This window comes from Ralstonia sp. SET104 (assembly GCF_003851545.1).
GTDB lineage: Bacteria > Pseudomonadota > Gammaproteobacteria > Burkholderiales > Burkholderiaceae > Ralstonia.
This window is the reverse complement of sequence record NZ_BHVX01000003.1, coordinates 96,470-113,822: the sequence shown is the minus strand read 5'-3', so window position 1 is coordinate 113,822 and position 17,353 is coordinate 96,470. Positions and strand designations below refer to the sequence as shown.

Annotated in this window: 15 protein-coding genes and 3 tRNA genes; 9 read left to right on the top strand and 9 right to left on the bottom strand. The window is 62.6% G+C overall.

Annotated elements, in window-relative coordinates:
- Nucleotides 1-21 precede the first annotated feature (21 nt).
- Entirely contained in the window at nucleotides 22-225 is a 204-nt protein-coding gene (rpoZ, locus tag PSUB009319_RS05175; RefSeq protein ID WP_004630929.1) for a DNA-directed RNA polymerase subunit omega, read from the top strand.
- 35 nt (nucleotides 226-260) lie between these two features.
- On the opposite strand, the gene PSUB009319_RS05170 is transcribed toward rpoZ, so the two are convergent.
- Nucleotides 261-479, bottom strand: coding sequence for a hypothetical protein (locus PSUB009319_RS05170; RefSeq protein ID WP_185453416.1), 219 nt, complete (start codon nucleotides 477-479; stop codon nucleotides 261-263).
- Here PSUB009319_RS05170 and PSUB009319_RS05165 point away from each other — a divergent pair.
- Complete coding sequence (locus PSUB009319_RS05165) at nucleotides 478-2,898, top strand: bifunctional (p)ppGpp synthetase/guanosine-3',5'-bis(diphosphate) 3'-pyrophosphohydrolase (RefSeq protein ID WP_124381175.1); 2,421 nt, start codon at nucleotides 478-480, stop codon at nucleotides 2,896-2,898. The two genes, PSUB009319_RS05170 and PSUB009319_RS05165, sit on opposite strands and share 2 nt — an antisense overlap.
- Before the next feature lie 61 nt (nucleotides 2,899-2,959).
- Here PSUB009319_RS05165 and PSUB009319_RS05160 read toward each other — a convergent pair.
- Together PSUB009319_RS05160 and PSUB009319_RS05155 are read right to left on the bottom strand one after the other, a co-directional pair.
- Nucleotides 2,960-3,036: transfer RNA gene (locus PSUB009319_RS05160), tRNA-Arg, on the bottom strand.
- 168 nt (nucleotides 3,037-3,204) lie between these two features.
- A tRNA-Arg gene (locus tag PSUB009319_RS05155) sits at nucleotides 3,205-3,281 on the bottom strand.
- A 125-nt stretch (nucleotides 3,282-3,406) separates the two neighbouring features.
- Between PSUB009319_RS05155 and greB the strand changes: the two genes are divergently transcribed.
- Nucleotides 3,407-3,970 (top strand): transcription elongation factor GreB, encoded by a 564-nt coding sequence (greB, locus tag PSUB009319_RS05150; protein ID WP_124381174.1) that lies wholly within the window; start codon nucleotides 3,407-3,409, stop codon nucleotides 3,968-3,970.
- A gap of 9 nt (nucleotides 3,971-3,979) precedes the next feature.
- Here greB and PSUB009319_RS05145 read toward each other — a convergent pair whose 3' ends face one another.
- Nucleotides 3,980-4,813 carry a DMT family transporter gene (locus PSUB009319_RS05145; RefSeq protein ID WP_124381173.1) on the bottom strand — a complete coding sequence of 278 codons (834 nt, stop codon included), beginning with the start codon at nucleotides 4,811-4,813 and terminating at the stop codon, nucleotides 3,980-3,982.
- Nucleotides 4,814-4,956: 143 nt separating this feature from the next.
- Between PSUB009319_RS05145 and gcvA the strand changes: the two genes are divergently transcribed.
- The 3 genes from gcvA (at nucleotide 4,957) to PSUB009319_RS05130 (ending at nucleotide 6,799) form a co-directional block, all read left to right on the top strand.
- Entirely contained in the window at nucleotides 4,957-5,892 is a 936-nt protein-coding gene (gene gcvA, locus PSUB009319_RS05140) for a transcriptional regulator GcvA (protein WP_124381172.1), read from the top strand.
- A gap of 71 nt (nucleotides 5,893-5,963) precedes the next feature.
- Nucleotides 5,964-6,389 carry a YXWGXW repeat-containing protein gene (locus PSUB009319_RS05135; RefSeq protein ID WP_124381171.1) on the top strand — a complete coding sequence of 142 codons (426 nt, stop codon included), beginning with the start codon at nucleotides 5,964-5,966 and terminating at the stop codon, nucleotides 6,387-6,389.
- A 104-nt stretch (nucleotides 6,390-6,493) separates the two neighbouring features.
- Complete coding sequence (locus tag PSUB009319_RS05130) at nucleotides 6,494-6,799, top strand: hypothetical protein (protein ID WP_124381384.1); 306 nt, start codon at nucleotides 6,494-6,496, stop codon at nucleotides 6,797-6,799.
- Nucleotides 6,800-6,806: 7 nt separating this feature from the next.
- On the opposite strand, the gene PSUB009319_RS05125 is transcribed toward PSUB009319_RS05130, so the two are convergent.
- On the bottom strand, nucleotides 6,807-7,841 hold the full coding sequence (locus PSUB009319_RS05125; RefSeq protein ID WP_124381170.1) for a PHB depolymerase family esterase: 1,035 nt from the start codon (nucleotides 7,839-7,841) through the stop codon (nucleotides 6,807-6,809).
- A 303-nt stretch (nucleotides 7,842-8,144) separates the two neighbouring features.
- Here PSUB009319_RS05125 and lysM point away from each other — a divergent pair, with 303 nt between their 5' ends.
- Nucleotides 8,145-8,627, top strand: a complete 483-nt coding sequence (gene lysM, locus PSUB009319_RS05120; protein WP_124381169.1) for a peptidoglycan-binding protein LysM — start codon at nucleotides 8,145-8,147, stop codon at nucleotides 8,625-8,627.
- 75 nt (nucleotides 8,628-8,702) lie between these two features.
- Here the strand turns inward: lysM and PSUB009319_RS05115 are convergent.
- The 3 genes from PSUB009319_RS05115 to pepN form a co-directional block, all read right to left on the bottom strand.
- Nucleotides 8,703-8,778 (bottom strand) — tRNA-Thr (locus tag PSUB009319_RS05115).
- Nucleotides 8,779-8,851: 73 nt separating this feature from the next.
- Nucleotides 8,852-9,859, bottom strand: coding sequence for a class 1 fructose-bisphosphatase (locus tag PSUB009319_RS05110; protein WP_124381168.1), 1,008 nt, complete (start codon nucleotides 9,857-9,859; stop codon nucleotides 8,852-8,854).
- A 52-nt stretch (nucleotides 9,860-9,911) separates the two neighbouring features.
- On the bottom strand, nucleotides 9,912-12,626 hold the full coding sequence (pepN, locus tag PSUB009319_RS05105; protein ID WP_124381167.1) for an aminopeptidase N: 2,715 nt from the start codon (nucleotides 12,624-12,626) through the stop codon (nucleotides 9,912-9,914).
- Nucleotides 12,627-12,779: 153 nt separating this feature from the next.
- On the opposite strand from pepN, the gene PSUB009319_RS05100 reads away from it, so the two are divergent.
- On the top strand, nucleotides 12,780-13,424 hold the full coding sequence (locus PSUB009319_RS05100; RefSeq protein WP_124381166.1) for a DUF4136 domain-containing protein: 645 nt from the start codon (nucleotides 12,780-12,782) through the stop codon (nucleotides 13,422-13,424).
- Nucleotides 13,425-13,737: 313 nt separating this feature from the next.
- Nucleotides 13,738-16,059 (top strand): NADP-dependent malic enzyme, encoded by a 2,322-nt coding sequence (locus PSUB009319_RS05095; RefSeq protein WP_124381165.1) that lies wholly within the window; start codon nucleotides 13,738-13,740, stop codon nucleotides 16,057-16,059.
- 96 nt (nucleotides 16,060-16,155) lie between these two features.
- On the opposite strand, the gene PSUB009319_RS05090 is transcribed toward PSUB009319_RS05095, so the two are convergent.
- Complete coding sequence (locus PSUB009319_RS05090; RefSeq protein ID WP_124381164.1) at nucleotides 16,156-17,226, bottom strand: porin; 1,071 nt, start codon at nucleotides 17,224-17,226, stop codon at nucleotides 16,156-16,158.
- Nucleotides 17,227-17,353 lie beyond the last annotated feature (127 nt).

The window sequence follows — 17,353 nt, the reverse complement described above, 5'->3', positions numbered from 1 at the left end:
TTGCCACCAGGTGGAGTTTTCATGGCGCGTATTACCGTCGAAGATTGCTTGAAACAGATTCCGAACCGCTTCGAACTGGCGTTGGCCGCAACGTATCGCGCCCGTCAGTTGGTGCAGGGCCACACGCCCAAGGTTGATGCCAAGGACAAGCCGACCGTGACCGCATTGCGCGAAATCGCATCCGGCCAAGTCGGTATCGAGATGCTCAAGAAGGTTCCGTCCTGAGCTGACGCATTACCCGGCGTGGTACGCTGCCTCGGTCACTGATCGTTCTTGCGATCTTTCATGGATGTGAAAGCCGCGAACGCACAAGACCCCGGCATGCCTACCTCGCCCGCTTCTTCTTCGCCCAGGACCAAACCTTCCGCCACGCACGAGCACAACGTGCCGTCGGTGGAATCGTCTGCGAGGTCGTCTGATTCTGCGTCGGGCGCCTCCACGGTCCCTTCCGGGGCGTCCACCGCTTCCATCGTTTCCATGCCGTCATCTGCTTCCGGCTCCGGCCCTGCGTTGCCTCGCACGGGCGCGCCGAACTTGCCTGATCCGCGTGGTGCTGACCTGGTAGGGGAGCGGTCGGCGTTGCCGCCCAAATCGCACAAAGGTGCAGGCACCGAGGCGCCTGGGCAAACCTCCAGGCCGGTAGCTGGCGACACGCTCTTTATCGATGCGGTGCTGGAGCAGACCTACCGGCACCTCTTTGGCCCCACCTCGCAGCCCGCGGCACCGCCGCGCCAGCAGGTTGTCTCCATTTCTGGGCTGACTGAAAAGCTGTCGTATCTAAAGCCAGCAGACCTCAAGCTGGTGAAAGAAGCGTTCCACTTCTCTGACGAAGCACACCTCGGGCAGTATCGCCAGAGCGGCGAGCCGTATATCACGCACCCGGTGGCCGTGGCAGAGATCTGCGCGGGCTGGAAGCTCGATGTGCAATCGATCATGGCCGCGTTGCTGCACGACGTGATTGAAGATCAGGGCGTGACCAAGAGCGAGCTGGCCGAGAAGTTTGGCCCCAAGGTCGCTGAATTGGTCGACGGCCTGACCAAGTTGGACAAGCTTGAATTCCAGAGCCGCGAGCAGGCGCAGGCAGAGAGCTTCCGCAAGATGCTGCTGGCGATGGCGCGCGATGTGCGCGTGATTCTCGTCAAGCTGGCGGACCGTACGCACAACATGCGCACGCTCGACCACGTGCCGCCCGAAAAGCGCCGCCGCATCGCGGGCGAAACGATGGAGATCTACGCGCCGATCGCGCACCGTCTCGGCCTTAACACCACGTACCGCGAGCTGCAGGAGCTGAGCTTCCGCATTGGCTCGCCGTTCCGGTATGCAACGCTCGAGAAGGCGGTGAAGGCTGCGCGCGGCAATCGGCGCGAGGTGGTCAGCCGCATCCTCGAGACCGCGCAGCGTGCGCTGACGGATGCTGGCATTCCGGCCGAAATGACTGGCCGTGAAAAGACGCTCTACAGCATCTACCGCAAGATGCACGACAAGCAGTTGTCGTTCTCGCAGGTGCTGGACGTGTACGGTTTCCGCGTGGTGGTCGATACGCAGATGCAGTGCTACATGACGATGGGTGCGCTGCACAGTCTGTACAAGCCGATGCCCGGCAAGTTCAAGGACTACATCGCTATCCCCAAGATCAACGGTTATCAGTCGCTGCATACGACGCTGGTGGGACCGTTCGGCACGCCGGTCGAGTTCCAGATCCGCACGCGTGAGATGAACCAGATCGCCGAAGCGGGCGTGGCGGCGCACTGGATGTACAAGCAGCATCACGACGAGCCCGACCGCGCGCAGCAGCAGGCGCACCAGTGGCTGCAATCACTGCTCGATATCCAAAGCCAAACCGGTGATTCCCAGGAGTTTCTGGAGCACGTCAAGATCGACCTGTTTCCGGACGCCGTTTATGTGTTCACGCCCAAGGGTGAGATCCGCGCGCTGCCGCGCGGCGCTACGGCGCTGGACTTTGCCTATGCGGTGCACAGTGATCTGGGCAATCAGTGCGTGGCTGTCAAGATCAACAACGAGCTGCTGCCGCTGCGTACGGAGCTGAAGAACGGCGACATCGTCGAGGTGGTGACGGCGCCGTACTCGAAGCCGAACCCATCGTGGCTCACGTTCGTGCGCACCGGCAAGGCGCGTGCGGCGATCCGGCATTTCCTCAAGACGGCCAAGCTGGATGAGGCCATCCAGTTGGGCGAGCGCCTGCTTGAACAGGCGCTGCGCCAGTTGGGCATCGACATGAAAGCGGTGTCCGCGCAGGTGTGGGAGCGCATCGTGCAGTGGACGGGCAACAAGGCGCGCGAAGATGTCTTTGCGGACCTTGCGCTCGGCCGCCGTGTGGCTGCAGTCGTGGCGCGACGCATCGAAATTCTTCTACAAGAAGGTGGTCACGACGGCGACGAGGCGTTGATGGCGGCGGTGCACACCTTCGCTGGCGAGGAGGCGCCCGCCGTCACTGTCAGTGGCGACGAGGGTATGGCGATGGTGTTTTCGTCGTGCTGCCGCCCGATTCCAGGCGACCCGATCGTGGGCTACATCGGTAAGGGCGAGGGCCTGCAGATTCACGTGCAGGAATGTCGCGTGGCCAAGCGTCTGCACGGCAAGGATCCGGAGCACTGGATCGACGTCATGTGGGCCGAGCACACGACACGCGCATTCGACGTGTCGATCAAGGTGCTGGTGCGCAATACCAAGGGCATTCTCGCGCGCGTGGCGGCAGACCTCACGTCAGCTGATGCCAACGTGGCGCATGTGTCGATGGAGCAAGAGGGCGATCAGGAAGCGACGTATATGACGTTCCTGATTCAGGTGCATGACCGGGTGCACTTGGCCGATGTGATGCGCGCGCTGCGGCGTAACCCCGATGTGATTCGTATCGCGCGAGACCGAGGCGGAGACTGACGTTCAGCGCGAAAACAAAAAGGGCTTCCATTGCAGGAAGCCCTTCGTGTTCTTATCAGATTGGCGCGGCTGGCAGGATTCGAACCCACGACCCCTTGGTTCGTAGCCAAGTACTCTATCCAACTGAGCTACAGCCGCAATTAAGGAGCGCGATTATACATGTGATCTGCGCGAGGTTGTCGTTGCCAAATGCATGACGCTATGAAAAAAGAGGAGCCCTAGCCTGTTGGCCCGCTTCTCTTCTCTTGGTACGGGACAAACAAAAAGGGCTTCCATTTCTGGAAGCCCTTCGTGCTTTTATCAGGTTGGCGCGGCTGGCAGGATTCGAACCCACGACCCCTTGGTTCGTAGCCAAGTACTCTATCCAACTGAGCTACAGCCGCAACCGAGAAATGAGATTATACAGAGATTTTGGACCTTGTGAACCCCCTTCTTCACTTTTTCTTCCCCAGGGGCTGGCTTTCTATAATGGAGCGCTGAAACCTCATTCGCTAACGTTGCGCACATCATGAACAAAGCTTTCGTCCGGGAAGATGCCGGCGATGACGAAGACGATCTGCCCGAGGGCGCTGCGCCCTTGCCGCCAGGTTCCAAGAACTACATCACCCCGGCCGGTTATGAACGCTTGCGCACCGAGCTGATGCACTTGATCGACACCGAGCGGCCAGAAGTCGTGGGCATCGTGTCATGGGCGGCATCCAATGGGGATCGCTCTGAGAACGGCGACTACCTCTACGGCAAGAAACGCCTGCGCGAGATCGATCGTCGCATCCGCTTTCTCACGCGCCGCATTGAGAAGGCTGAAGTGGTCGACGCCAGCCTGCAGGGCGACAACGACCAGATCTTCTTCGGCGCGACGGTCACCTACGTCAACCAGGGTGGCGACGAGACCACCATCACCATCGTCGGCATGGACGAGGTCGATCTGGATATCGGGCACGTAAGCTGGATTTCGCCGATTGCGCGCGCACTCATCAAGGCGCGTGAGGGCGATACAGTACCGCTGCGCACGCCGACGGGTGTCGAGCAGATCGATATCCTCGAAGTCAGATATCCGCCGCGCGCAGCTTGAGTGTTGCGCTCAGGCCGGATGCCCGAGGCAGTAAGCGCCGAACGCGATGACTGAGCACGCCGACAGGCGCCGCGCAGTGAGCGACTCTTTCAGGAACAGCCGGCCAAGCAGCGCGGCAAACACGACGGAGGTCTCTCGCAGAGCCGACACCGGCCCCATTGGCGCGAGCGTCACGGCCCAGATGACGATGCCGTATGCGATGAGCGAGACCACGCCGCCACCGAAGGTTTTGAGCGTATTGGCGTCGCGCAGGTCGATGTTCAATGGGCCTTTCCATACACGATAGAGCAGTACCATCGGCAGGCCGTCGAGCATGAAGAGCCATGCTGAATACGCATTTGCATTGCCGCCCGCCCGTGCACCGATGCCGTCGCACACCGTGTAGCCCGCGATGAACACGCCCGTGGTGAGCGCCGCCAATGTTGAGCCGAGGTCAGCTTTGCGGCCGCGCGCCAAGCTCAGAATGCCGCCACTCACCAGCACCACGCCCGCAAGGGCGATGACGCCTGGCGTTTCGCCAGCAAACAGCGCGGCGCCCATCGTCACCAGCAGCGGTGATGACCCCCGCGCAATCGGGTACACCTGCCCGAACTCGCCAAACCGATACGCACGCGCAAGAAACACGTTGTAGCCGACGTGCAGCACCGCAGACAGCGCCACATACGGCCAAGCCGCCAGCGCAGGCAGTGGCAGTGCAATTGCCATTGGGGCCGCTGCAATGCCAGAAGCCAGCGTCATCAGCGTGATGGCGCGCAGGCGGTCGGAGCCGCTTTTCAGCAGTGCATTCCATGAGGCATGGAGCAGGGCGGCGCAGAGAACCAGGGCGATAACGGCGGGAGTCACGATGAGCGGCAGACGTAAGTCGGGTCGATTTTTCTCACTCGACGCTGGGCCAGCAAGCGCGAGAAGGCAACAGCGTAGCGCCGTAAATTGTGATCAACAATCGATATATACTGACTCGATCTGTGCAAAAAACTCACGCGATTATGCGCAAGCTGCCACCCCTCAATGCCGTGCGCGCTTTTGAATCGGCGGCGCGCCATTTGAGCTTTACGCGTGCAGGCGAAGAGCTCAGCGTCACACATGGAGCGATCAGTCGACAGATTCAGGCGCTGGAGACGTGGCTGGGTGTGCCGCTGTTTCGTCGGCTGAATCGGCGTGTGGAATTGACCGACGCGGGCCAGCGCTACTTGTCTGAGATCGGCGTGGCGCTTGATCGGATCAGCGCAACCAGCCAGACACTGCGCGACCGCGATGCGGTGCGCATTCTGCGCGTGAACAGCATCCCGACGTTCACGATGCGCTGGCTGATTCCCCGGCTCTCCACGTTTCAGATGCGGTTTCCGCGTGTGGAGGTGCGGCTGACCACGTCCATCGAAGAGATCGAGGATCTGCCGGATCATTTCGATGTGATCATCCGCGGTGGGCCGGAGATTCATGCCGGTTTTCAGTCAGGGCGCTTTCTGGATGAGAGCCGCTTTCCGGTGTGCAACCCGCTGTTGCTTGAGCGTTTGCCGCTGTCGGCGCCGCGGGAGTTGCGTCATCACACGCTGCTGCATTCGGATACGCTGCCCTCGGTGTGGCCGAGCTGGCTGGTGCTCGCAGGCGTGCCCAATCTACGGCCCGCGCACACGCTGACGTTCGAGCATTTCTATTTATCGATTCAGGCGGCCATCGATGGGCTGGGCGTGGCGATGGGGCCGTCGGCGCTTATCGCGGATGACCTGGAAGAGGGACGTCTGGTGGCGCCGTTCCCGGATCTCGCGCTGGCCGCGCGCAGCTACCACTGGTACAGTCCCGCGCGCAATCTGGGTGACGAAGTGGTGCAGGCGTTTTGCGCGTGGCTGGGAGAAGATCGCCCGCGACGTCACGCAAACGTGAACACATTCTCGATCTCCGGTAACGGAGGTAACGCTGCGTAACACCCTAGAGACAGTCGCGATACCAATGCTACGATCCACCCAAGCTCGATTGCATTGAAAGGAGATTCCACATGAAAAAGAACGCATGGATTCTCGCTGTAAGCATGGCCGCTGCCGGTGTGGCAGGTTCGATTGCCTTGCCTGCACAGGCACAGGTGTCGATCGGCGTGCAGATTGGCCCGGCGTACGCGCCGCCGCCCCCGCAATATGAGCCCGTGCCAGTCATACAGCCGGGCTACGTGTGGGTGCCAGGTTACTGGCAATGGCGCGATGGCCGCTATGTCTGGCGTCGCGGCTATCGTGAGCATGGCCGGCCGGGTTACCACTGGCGGGAGCCGCGCTGGGAGCAAGGCCCGCGCGGCTGGCAAATGTACGATGGTGGTTGGGACCGAGGTGACGATGACCGCTGGCGCGGCCGCGACGAGGATCACGATCGCAGAGGTCGCGACGAGCGTTACCACTGCCCTCCGGGTCACGCCAAGAAGGGCGAGTGCTGATGATGCAACGACAGGCCAGTCATGTACTGGCCTGTTTTTTGCGGACTTGTCTTGTGACGTCGCGGCCGCTGAGTGAGAGACCACGGCCCTTTCCGGGAGGCAACCTGACAATGGAATCGAACTGGCGCACCGAGCTGTACAAGGACTTCGATGTCTATGTGCTGGCCATTCCCCGCGCCGAGCGCAGATCCGACAGGGGGAGGCAGGGGGCCACGCAGTGGGATTTTGTTGTGCGCATCTGCGAGTCTGGCGCAGACCCGACGGCCGTTGAAACGCTCGTCGCCCATTCGCATGACGAGCGTCCGCTGTCCACGCGTGAAGCGGCCGAAGATGCTGGGCTCGCGCGCGGCTATGGCCTCATTGACGAATTGCTGGGGCGCAATGCCGTCCAGCAATCCATCGATCTCTGACGAAGGTCTACGCTGCCAGCGCGGCGGTACGCTCGTGCTTGCGTGCGAACTGCCACCACAACCAGGTCGCATCGGGCCCGGGTGCGTGGAAGGCGTAGCGGGGATCGCCGCCGCTCCAGGCGTGACCAGTTGCAGTGAACTGGCACAGGCTGACGACGCATTCACCGGCGCGCATGTCGTTGCGCAACACAAAGCCTTCACCGCGTGAGGTTTCGCGCGAGACGTTGCTCACATCGCCCAGATGATTCAGCGCGCGGAACTGCGCGGCCAGTTGTGCCTGGTTGGCCGGGTTGACGGCATCATCGCGCAGGCCGTGTAGAAGCATTGTCGGCATGCCGGGGTAGGCCGCCACGTTCACCAGGCTTGAAAGCGCATCAACGGCGTCAACGCGCGCCCCACGGCGCATCAGGTTCAATGCCGACGCGGGCGAGCGCGCCACTCCCAAGGCCGGGCCCGAGTGCAGTGCCAGCGCGGCAAACAAGTTCGGGTGACGCAGCGCCATCAGGCCGGCCAATCCCGCACCGGCCGAGAGCCCCGCCAGATAGACGCGGGAAGGGTCAGCGCCGGTTTGCGCCAACGTTTGTTCAATCAGTCGGGCAATGCTGTCAGCCTCACGCGCGCCGGCGTGCTCGGGATCGTACCAATGCCAGCAGCATTGCGGATGCGCGCGACGCGGTTGCTCCGGATACAGCACGATAAAACCCTCGCGGTCGGCCAGCGCATTCATGCGTGTGCCGTGCGCGAGCACTTCGGCCGACTGCTTGCAACCGTGGAGCATCACCATCAGCGCGGGTGGCTTGCTGCCACGTGTGGGCGGTGTGTACAGCCAGTATTCCGGCCGGCGCGCTACCACGGCGGGCGACTCGGGTTCGTAGATGAACTGTTCGCGTGCGAAGGTGCCCTGGGTGGGTGTGGGGCGCACCCGGCGTGGGCCGTCACGGCGAGCGGCGGGTTTGGGCGGTCTGACGGGCTTGGGCGGCCACGACCGGTGGCCAAAGCCGGGCGAGGTCAGCGCGTCGACCAACCGGGAGATGGATTTCATCCACGTACGGTTCATGGTGGCGGCGGTTGGCTCGGATGAGAACGATGGTGCCTGCTCTATCCAAGGGATCGCAAGTGGTTTTGATAGGAGTAGGACATTGTGCCAGCCGTTTTGTTGCAGCGCGGCATTTCGGGCCGGCACAAGCGCCCATGTGCGCTAGACGAGTGCGCAAAGTTTGCATTTGCGTCCGCCGCTGTCATGGAGACACCCCAGCCGACCGGCTACACTGCCGCGACGGGTGCGCCCCGGCTGTCACGCACCCGATGCAGTTCCATTCCGCGTTGTGTACTCAAGGAGGTTGTTATGGGTTTTTTCGACTTCATCAAAGAAGCTGGCGAGAAGCTCTTCCATGGCAGCGCTGCCGCTCCCGCCGATGCATCGGCTGATGCCGATGCGGCCAAGGCGGCCGACGATGCCAAGGGCCAAGCTATCCAGGACTACATCGCCCAGCAGGGCCTGAGTGCCACGGCGCTGTCGGTGCAGGTGGAAGGCGATGCTGCCAAGGTGTTTGGCGTAGCCCCCGATCAAGCCACGCGCGAGAAGATCATCCTGTGCTGTGGCAATGTCGAAGGCATCAAGGCGGTGGATGACCAGATGTCGGTCAACACCGAATCGGAAGAATCGCAATGGCACACGGTGGAGCGCGGCGATACGCTGTCGGCCATCGCTAAGAAGTTTTATGGCGATGCCAACAAGTACCCGACGATTTTCGAGGCCAACAAGCCGATGCTGTCTGACCCGGACAAAATCTATCCAGGACAGAAGCTGCGGATTCCGGTGGCCTGATCGCGGACGGCTTTCCTGAGGATGGGAGGGCAAAAAGCAAAAAGCCCAGTCGATGAAGACTGGGCTTTTTTGTTCTGGTGCCGCTGACCGGAATCGAACTGGTGACCTTCGCATTACGAATGCGCTGCTCTACCGACTGAGCTACAGCGGCGTCGGAAACAGCGATTCTAACAGAACTTTTTGGCGCTCCGCAACAATCGCTGGAAAAACGCTGTCAAGCGCCGTTACTTGGCCTCATGGTGGTACTGCGTGACGCGATCCACCTCGTTCTTCGAGCCCAGGATGACGGCCACACGCTGGTGCAGCTTTTCGGGCTGAATATCGAGGATGCGTTGCTCGCCATTGGTGGCCGCGCCGCCGGCCTGCTCCACCAGGAACGCCATCGGGTTGGCTTCATACATCAGGCGCAGCTTGCCGGCCTTGCCCGGTTCGCGCTTGTCCCACGGATACATGAAGATACCGCCGCGCGTGAGGATGCGGTGCACGTCGGTCACCATCGAGGCGATCCATCGCATGTTGAAATCCTTGCCGCGCGGGCCTTCGGTGCCGGCAAGGCATTCGTCGATGTAGCGGCGCACGGGTGGGGCCCAGTGGCGCATGTTCGACATGTTGATGGCGAATTCCTTGGTGTCAGCCGGAATCTTCACGTCGCGGCTGGTCAGGATGAAGCTGCCGACTTCGCGATCAAGCGTGAACATGTGCACGCCATTGCCGACGGTCAGCACCAGCGTGGTCTGCGGGCCGTATACGGCGTAGCCGGCCGCGACCTGCTTGGCGCCCGGCTGCATGAAATCGGCTTCGGTCACGGCCTCGCCGGCCTTGGGCATGTGCAGCACCGAGAAGATCGTGCCGATCGACACGTTCACGTCAATGTTGGACGAGCCATCGAGCGGATCGAACAGCAGCAGGTACTCGCCTTTCGGGTAGCGATGGGGAATCTCGTAAAACGATTCCATCTCTTCCGAGGCCATGGCGGCCAGGTTGCCACCGTATTCGTTGGCCTCGAGCAGGACTTCGTTGGCGATCACGTCCAGCTTCTGCTGGGTTTCGCCTTGCACGTTGCCGGTGCCGGCTGAGCCGAGCACGCCGGCAAGGGCGCCCTTGTTGACGCTGTGCGAGATCGCCTTGCAGGCGCGCGCCACGACTTCGAGCAACAGACGCAGCTCGGCCGGGATGGTGTTGTGCTCGCGCTGCTCTTCGATCAGGTAGCGGGTGAGGTTGATGCGCTTCATGGGTTCTCCTGAGACGGGCGCGATTTTACGACACACTGGGTGACAGATTGCATCACGCCAGTGCCTTGCCGACGATCTCACGCACATCGCGCGAGAGGCTCGGATGTGCGGCCACGCGCTTGAGTGCGTCCTGCATGGCGTCGCGCAGCGTGGGCACGTACTTGCGCCAGCGGTCCAGCGCGCGTGCAAGGCGTGCAGAGACTTGAGGGTTGATGGCGTCGAGTGCCAGCACCTGTTCGGCCCAGAAGGCATAGCCGGAGCCATCGGCAGCATGGAACTGTGCGGGGTTGCCCGAGCAGAAGCTGAAGATCAGCGAACGGGCGCGGTTCGGGTTGCGCAGCGTGAAGGCCGGATGCGCCATCAGCGCGCGCACGGTTTCCAGCGACGGCTTGCCGGCGCCGCCTGGCTGCACGGCCTGCAGCGAGAACCACTTGTCGATGACGAGCGCGTCGTTGGCAAAGCGCGTGTAGAAATCGGCCAGCGCGGCCTCGCGGCCCGGCGCGTAACTGTTGACCATCGCGGACAGCGCGCCCATGCGGTCGGTCATGTTGGTGGCCTGTGCATACTGCTTTTCGGCCAAGGCTAGCGCTTCGGGGGCTTCGGTTTCTACGAGATAGCCCAGCGCGATGTTCTTGAGTGCGCGCCTGCCGGCGGATACGGCGTCGGGCGTGTACTCGCCTTCCGTCAGGTTGCTTTGGTAGGTGAGCAGCAATTCGGCGTTGATCGCTTCGGCCAGCGTGCGGCGCAACATGCGGCGTGCGGTGTGAATGGCGGCCGGGTCGGCAACGTCCATGCGCTCGGCGAGGTAGCTTTCGGCGGGCAGGATCAGCATCTGCTCGCGGAAGGCAGGGTCTAGCGAGGCGTCGGCCACGACTGCACGCATGGCTTCCACCAGCGCAGGATCGACCCCGGGCGCACGGCCATGCTGGATGTCCGTCACCATGCGCAACAGCGTTTCCGTAGCCAGGCGCTGGCCGGCTTCCCAGCGGTTGAACGGGTCGGAATCGTGCGCGAGCTGGAACGTGAGCTGTTCGGTCGTGTAGCCGTATTCAACGATGACCGGCGCGGAAAAATTGCGCAGCAGCGAGGGCAACGGCGCCTCGGCCACGTCTTCGAAGACGAAGGTCTGTTTGGCCTCGGTGAAATCGAGTACACGTGTGGTCACGGGCGAGGGCGACGCGACTTCGCCACGCAAGCGCAACGGCAGGTCGCGGCCTTCCCGGTCGATCAAGCCCACCGCAAACGGAATGTGGAACGGCTGCTTTTGGATGCCGCTGTTCACCTCGATGCCGACTGGCTCGCAGCGCTGGCGCAGCGTGAGCGTATAGGTGCGGGTGGCCGCGTCGTGGTGGCCTTCCACGGCAATGACCGGGGTGCCGGCCTGGCTGTACCAGCGGCCGAATTGTGCGAGATCGCGGCCGTTGGCATCGGCCATGGCGGCGCGGAAATCATCGCAGGTGACCGCTTGGCCGTCGTGGCGCTGGAAGTAAAGGTCCATGCCCTTGCGGAAGCCATCGCGGCCGAGCAGGGTCTGATACATGCGCACGACTTCCGCGCCTTTTTCGTACACCGTGACGGTGTAGAAGTTGTTGATCTCCTCAAAGCTGTCAGGGCGTACCGGGTGGGCCATCGGGCCCGCATCTTCCGGAAACTGCGCCTGACGCAGCAGGCGAACATCTTCGATGCGCTTGACAGCGCGGGCGCTCGCGGCAGCGGCTTGGTTGCCGGCTTGCGCGGCCGCTTGTGCTGCCATATCGGCGGAAAACTCCTGATCGCGGAACACCGTCAGGCCTTCCTTCAGGCTCAGCTGGAACCAGTCGCGGCAGGTGACGCGGTTACCCGTCCAGTTGTGAAAGTACTCGTGGCCGACCACCGATTCGATGTTGGCGAAGTCCACATCGGTGGCAGTTTCCGCATTGGCTAGCACGTACTTCGTGTTGAAGATGTTCAGGCCCTTGTTCTCCATTGCGCCCATGTTGAAGTCGCCCACGGCGACGATCATGAAGCGGTCGAGATCCAGTTCCAGCCCGAAGCGGTGCTCGTCCCAATGGATTGAATGGATGAGCGAATCCATCGCGTGGCGTGTCTTGTCAAGATCTTGCGATTCGACCCATACCTGCAGCAGCTTCTCTTTTCCTGAGACGGTTTGGATGCGTTCTTCGATGCATTCCAGCTTGCCCGCCACCAGCGCGAACAGATATGACGGCTTCTTGAACGGGTCATGCCACACGGCTTCGTGGCGGCCGTCCGGCAGATTGCGCTCAGAAACAAGATTGCCGTTGGAGAGCAGCACTGGGTAATCGGCCTTCGACGCGCGCAGCGTGACCGTGTAGACCGTCATCACATCTGGGCGATCGAGGAAGTAGGTGATCTTGCGGAAGCCCTCAGCTTCGCACTGTGTGAAGAAGTTGCCGTTGGAAACATACAGCCCCATCAGCGACGAGTTGGCCGCCGGATTGCAGTAGGTGGTGATTTCCAGCGTAAAACGGGTGCCGATATCGGCCGGCACGGCTTCGATGGTGAGCGTGTCGCCGTTGGCCTGCAGGCCGGACACAGCCTGGCCGTCGACGGTTGCGCTTGCCAGCTCCAGCCCTTCGCCCACCAGTACGAGCGGCGTGCCTGTGTCCGTGCGCGTCATGCGCATTCGGCTGACGACGCGGGTGCGCTCGGGCACGAGATCGATCTCCAGGGCCACTTCATCGATGCGGAAGGCGGGCGCGGTGTAGTCCTTGCGGTAAATCGTGACGGCGGTATCGGTGCGCAACATCGGTAACATCCTCGTGGCGGCGTGCAAAAGACCATTGTACTCAGGCCCTTGGCGGGAATCTTCCGCGCGGGGCGTGACTCTGAGTAACAGGCCGTGGGCGGCGCTTTTGTGCGTGCACGGCCAACTGTCTGATTGAGAGTAGGGGGATTTTTTATGTGGAAGTGGATCAAAACATCCGGCATCTGGTCGATGGCCGGTGCGTTGATGGCGGCCAGCCTGCTGGCGGGCTGCGCAAGCACGGTCACCAGCCAAGTAACGGCATTCAGGCAGCCCGGCTGGAACGACACCCCGCCGCGCACCTATGCGTTTGAGCACACCGCGGCGCAGCAGAATGACCTGGAGCGCCAGACCTATGAGGCGTGGACGTCCGATCAACTGGCCGCCCACGGCTTTACCAGCGTGCCGCGCGCGAGTGCCCGCTATCTCGTTCGCCTGAATTATTCGACCGCCACGCGGCTCGTGCAGGTGCGCCAGCCCGTGTATCCCGACCCTTATTGGGGGCCAGGGCCGTGGGGCCCGTGGCGTAGTCCGTGGGGGCCCTGGGGCCCGTGGGGTCCGCAATATGTCGATACCAACGTGCAGGTGCCGTTCTATGCCTATCACGTGGAAATTGACGAGGCAGCCACCGGCAAGCGCGTTTATCAGGTGACGGCGCAGACCCAGGGCGGAGATGGTTCGCTTGCGGCCGTCATGCCATATCTGGTGCGCAGCGCGTTCGCCAATTTCCCGGCGCCGAATGCCCAGCCGATCCTCGTGGAGCTGCCGCTTGATCCATCGGTGAAACCGGCACCTAAATAGTGCGCCTGGTGCGCCCCGGTGGGTTTTGGCCGACGGTCTACGTTAGAATGTCGGACCTGATTTGTAGGCCGCCAGCCGTACCCCGCTTGAGCGTTGTCACTTCATCCCATCTCGCGCCGACCGCCACCCTTGGCCGGTGCTGTCTACGCCCCGTCGCTACCCTCCTGACGGTGCATCCTGGCGCTCGTGAGGCCTGCGGCCTCGCTCCCGGTTTCTCTCTGTTCCCACTGTTTTTTGCCACTTCGTCTCAGGGAGTTTCTGCCTGAGCGCATGTGCGCCTCATCTGCGGAACTCCCCCTCAGGATTCATTGCCATGAACGACAAGCTTCACGATGCCTCGCCGGATTCCCAAGACCAGGGTGCCGAGGCCGAACTGCGCCGCGCCGCGTTTGAATACCACCGTGCTCCGACACGCGGCAAGATCGAAGTGCGTCCGACCAAGGCGCTGATGAACCAGCGCGACCTGTCGCTGGCGTACTCGCCGGGCGTGGCGTATCCGTGTACCGCGATCGAGCAAGACCCGTCGCTGGCGGCTGAGTACACTTCGCGCGGCAACCTCGTGGGCGTGATCACCAACGGCACCGCCGTGTTGGGCCTGGGCGATATCGGCCCGCTGGCCAGCAAGCCGGTGATGGAAGGCAAGGGCTGCCTGTTCAAGAAGTTTGCGGGCATTGATGTGTTCGACATCGAACTGGCCGAGCGCGATCCGGACAAGCTCGTTGACATCATCGCCTCGCTGGAGCCGACGCTGGGCGGTATCAACCTGGAAGACATCAAGGCGCCGGAGTGTTTTTACATCGAGCAAAAGCTGCGTGACCGGCTGAACATCCCCGTCTTCCACGATGACCAGCACGGCACGGCGATCATCTCGTCGTCGGCGCTGCTCAACGGCCTGAAGGTCGTTGGCAAGGATATCGGCGCCGTGAAGGTGGCGGTGTCGGGCGCGGGTGCCGCGGCCATTGCCTGCCTGGACGTGATGGTGGGCCTGGGCGTGAAGCGCGAGAACGTCTATGTGGTCGACTCGAAGGGCGTGATCTACGTCGGCCGCGACGCCAAGATGGAGCCGAACAAGGCACGCTATGCGCAGGACACCTCGGCCCGTACGCTGGCCGATATCGTGCGCGATGCCGACGTGTTCCTCGGCTGCTCGGCCGCAGGCGTGCTGACCGCCGACATGGTCAAGACCATGGCCCCGAAACCGATCATTCTGGCGCTGGCCAACCCCGAGCCGGAGATCCGCCCGGAAGTGGCCAAGGCTGCGCGCCCGGACTGCATCATCGCAACGGGCCGTTCGGACTATCCGAACCAGGTCAACAACGTGCTGTGCTTCCCGTACATTTTCCGTGGCGCGCTCGATTGCGGCGCCACCAAGATCACGGAAGCGATGAAGCTGGCCTGCGTGAAAGCCATTGCTGAACTGGCTGAAGCCGAAACGAACGACGCCGTGGCCCAGGCTTACGCTGGCCAGGACCTGACCTTCGGCCCCGACTACATCATCCCGAAGCCGTTCGATTCACGCCTGATCGAGAAGATTGCGCCGGCTGTTGCCAAGGCTGCTGAAGAGTCCGGCGTAGCTACGCGCCCGATCAAGGATCTGGATGCCTATCGCGCCCAACTGAGCGACTTCGTGTATCACACGGGCCTGACCATGCGTCCGGTGTTCTCGGCTGCCAAGGCCAATCCGAAGCGTGTCGTCTACACCGAAGGCGAGGAAGAGCGCGTGCTGCGCGCCGTGCAGACGGTGGTGGACGAAGGTCTGGCCAAGCCGATCCTGATCGGCCGCCCGCACGTGATCGAAATGCGTATCCAGAAGGCCGGCCTGCGCCTGAAGGCCGGTGTGCATTTCGAACTGGTGAACCCGGAAGACGACGCGCGCTACCACCAGTACCACACCGCCTATCACGAACTGATGGGCCGCAACGGGGTGACGCCGGACATGGCCAAGTCGGCGCTGCGCCGCTCGAACACGCTGATCGGTGCGCTGCTGGTGCGCCTGGGCGATGCCGATGCAATGCTATGCGGCACGGTCGGCCGCTTCGATGCCCATCTGGAACACGTGCGCGACGTGATCGGTCTGGCGCCGAACGCCAAGGTGTTTGCGGCGATGAACGGCTTGATGCTCGAGAGGCACACGCTGTTCATCACGGATACGTTCGTCAATGAGACGCCGAGCGCCGAAGAGCTGGCCGACATCACCAAGCTGGCTGCGGAAGAAGTGCGCCGCTTTGGCCAGGAACCGAAGGTGGCGATGCTGTCGCACTCGATGTATGGCTCGTCGAAGAGCGCGTCGGCCCGCCGCATGCGCGCGGCGTACGACTTGCTGAAGACCGAAGCGCCTGAGCTGCAGGTGGAAGGCGAGATCCAGGGTGACGCGGCACTGTCGGAAGACATCCGCCATCACTTCCTGCCCAAGAGTGCATTCTCGGGCAGCGCGAACCTGCTGGTAATGCCATCGCTGGACGCTGCCAACATTGCGTTCAACCTGCTCAAGATCACGGGCGGGCAGGGCGTGACGGTGGGCCCGATCCTGCTGGGCGCTGCCAAGCCGGTGCACATCTTGAACCCGTCGGCCACGTCGCGCCGTATCGTCAACATGACGGCGCTGGCCGTGGCGGATGTGTCGGCTGTGCGTTGACGGGTTGTAGCATCACGCGGGCCGCTGTGGTTTGGCGGCCCCAAAAAAACGGCGCCTGGGGAAAGTCCAGGCGCCGTTCTCTTTGTTGCTGACCGTTTAGAACTTCGCGCGGATACCCACGCCGAAGGTGTCGGCCGAGCTGAGGTTCGTCACCTTGTCGCGGAAGTACGCGGCATACACGTCGGTGCGCTTGGACAGTGAGTAGTCGTAGCCGACTGCCCACGTGTTGCGCTTCACGTCGGCTGCGCCCGACGTCTTCGTGTAGGCGTACGAGGCGAGGATGTTGCCCGGGCCCACCGGCACCGACACGCCCAACTGGCCGCCGTTGCTCTTGGCGTCGCCCGTGTTGATGGCGTTCTTGATGTATTGGTACTGGCCGTACACCTTGACCACGCCAAAGTCGTACGTGGCGCCCAGTTGTGCGGCTGTCTGGCGCGAGAAGCCTGACACCAGTGCGTTCAGGTCACCCGGGGCGGAATTGAAGCGCACTTGCTGGAACGCTGCCGTGGCCGCGAAGTTGCCATGGAAGTACAGGAAGTTGCCGCCCCATTTGTTCTGGCCGTTGTGGCCAGCCTGCTCACCCGCACCGTAGATGAAGTTACCGGTCAGGCCGTTGAAGTCCGGCGTGGAGTACATGATCGAGTTGTTCCAGCCCGAATCACCCACCAGGCCCGAGATGCCGCCGGGGCCGCTCAGGCCGTTGCCCAGGTACGTGTGGAACACCATTGGCGAGAAGGTGTATGAATCGCCGAACGGGTTGAACAGGATCGTTGAGACAAAGTACGGCGGCGTGATGCGACCGAGTTTGATCGTGCCCCAGGCGTTGGACGAGAGGCCGACGTTGGCATTACGCGCGAAGAACGTGTCGCCGTCGAAGCGGCCGGCCTTGCCGGTGTCGGGGCGGAAGAAGGCTTCCAGCGAAAAGATCGCCTTCAGGCCGTTGCCCAGGTCTTCGCTACCCTTCATGCCCCAGTACGACGTCGACATGCCGCCGGAGTTGACGCCCCAGGCGCGATCCGAGGCGCCCAGGTTCTTGGTTGCGCCCGCCCAGGCATCGACCTGGCCGTACAGCGTGACGGACGATTGCGCTTGCGCGCCTGCGCTCACTGCCCCCAGCGCCGATGCCACTGCCAGCGCGGCCACGCCACGCTTGAATTTGGACTGCATTTGCTACCTCCTTTGTTGTTGAAGATCACTGTGGGTCGTGCCGCATTCTTTGAGGCGGTCACAGGCCGGCCGGTCAGGTTCCATGCCGTGCGGTGTCCATGCCCCATGACACCGCGCCCGCAGCGTT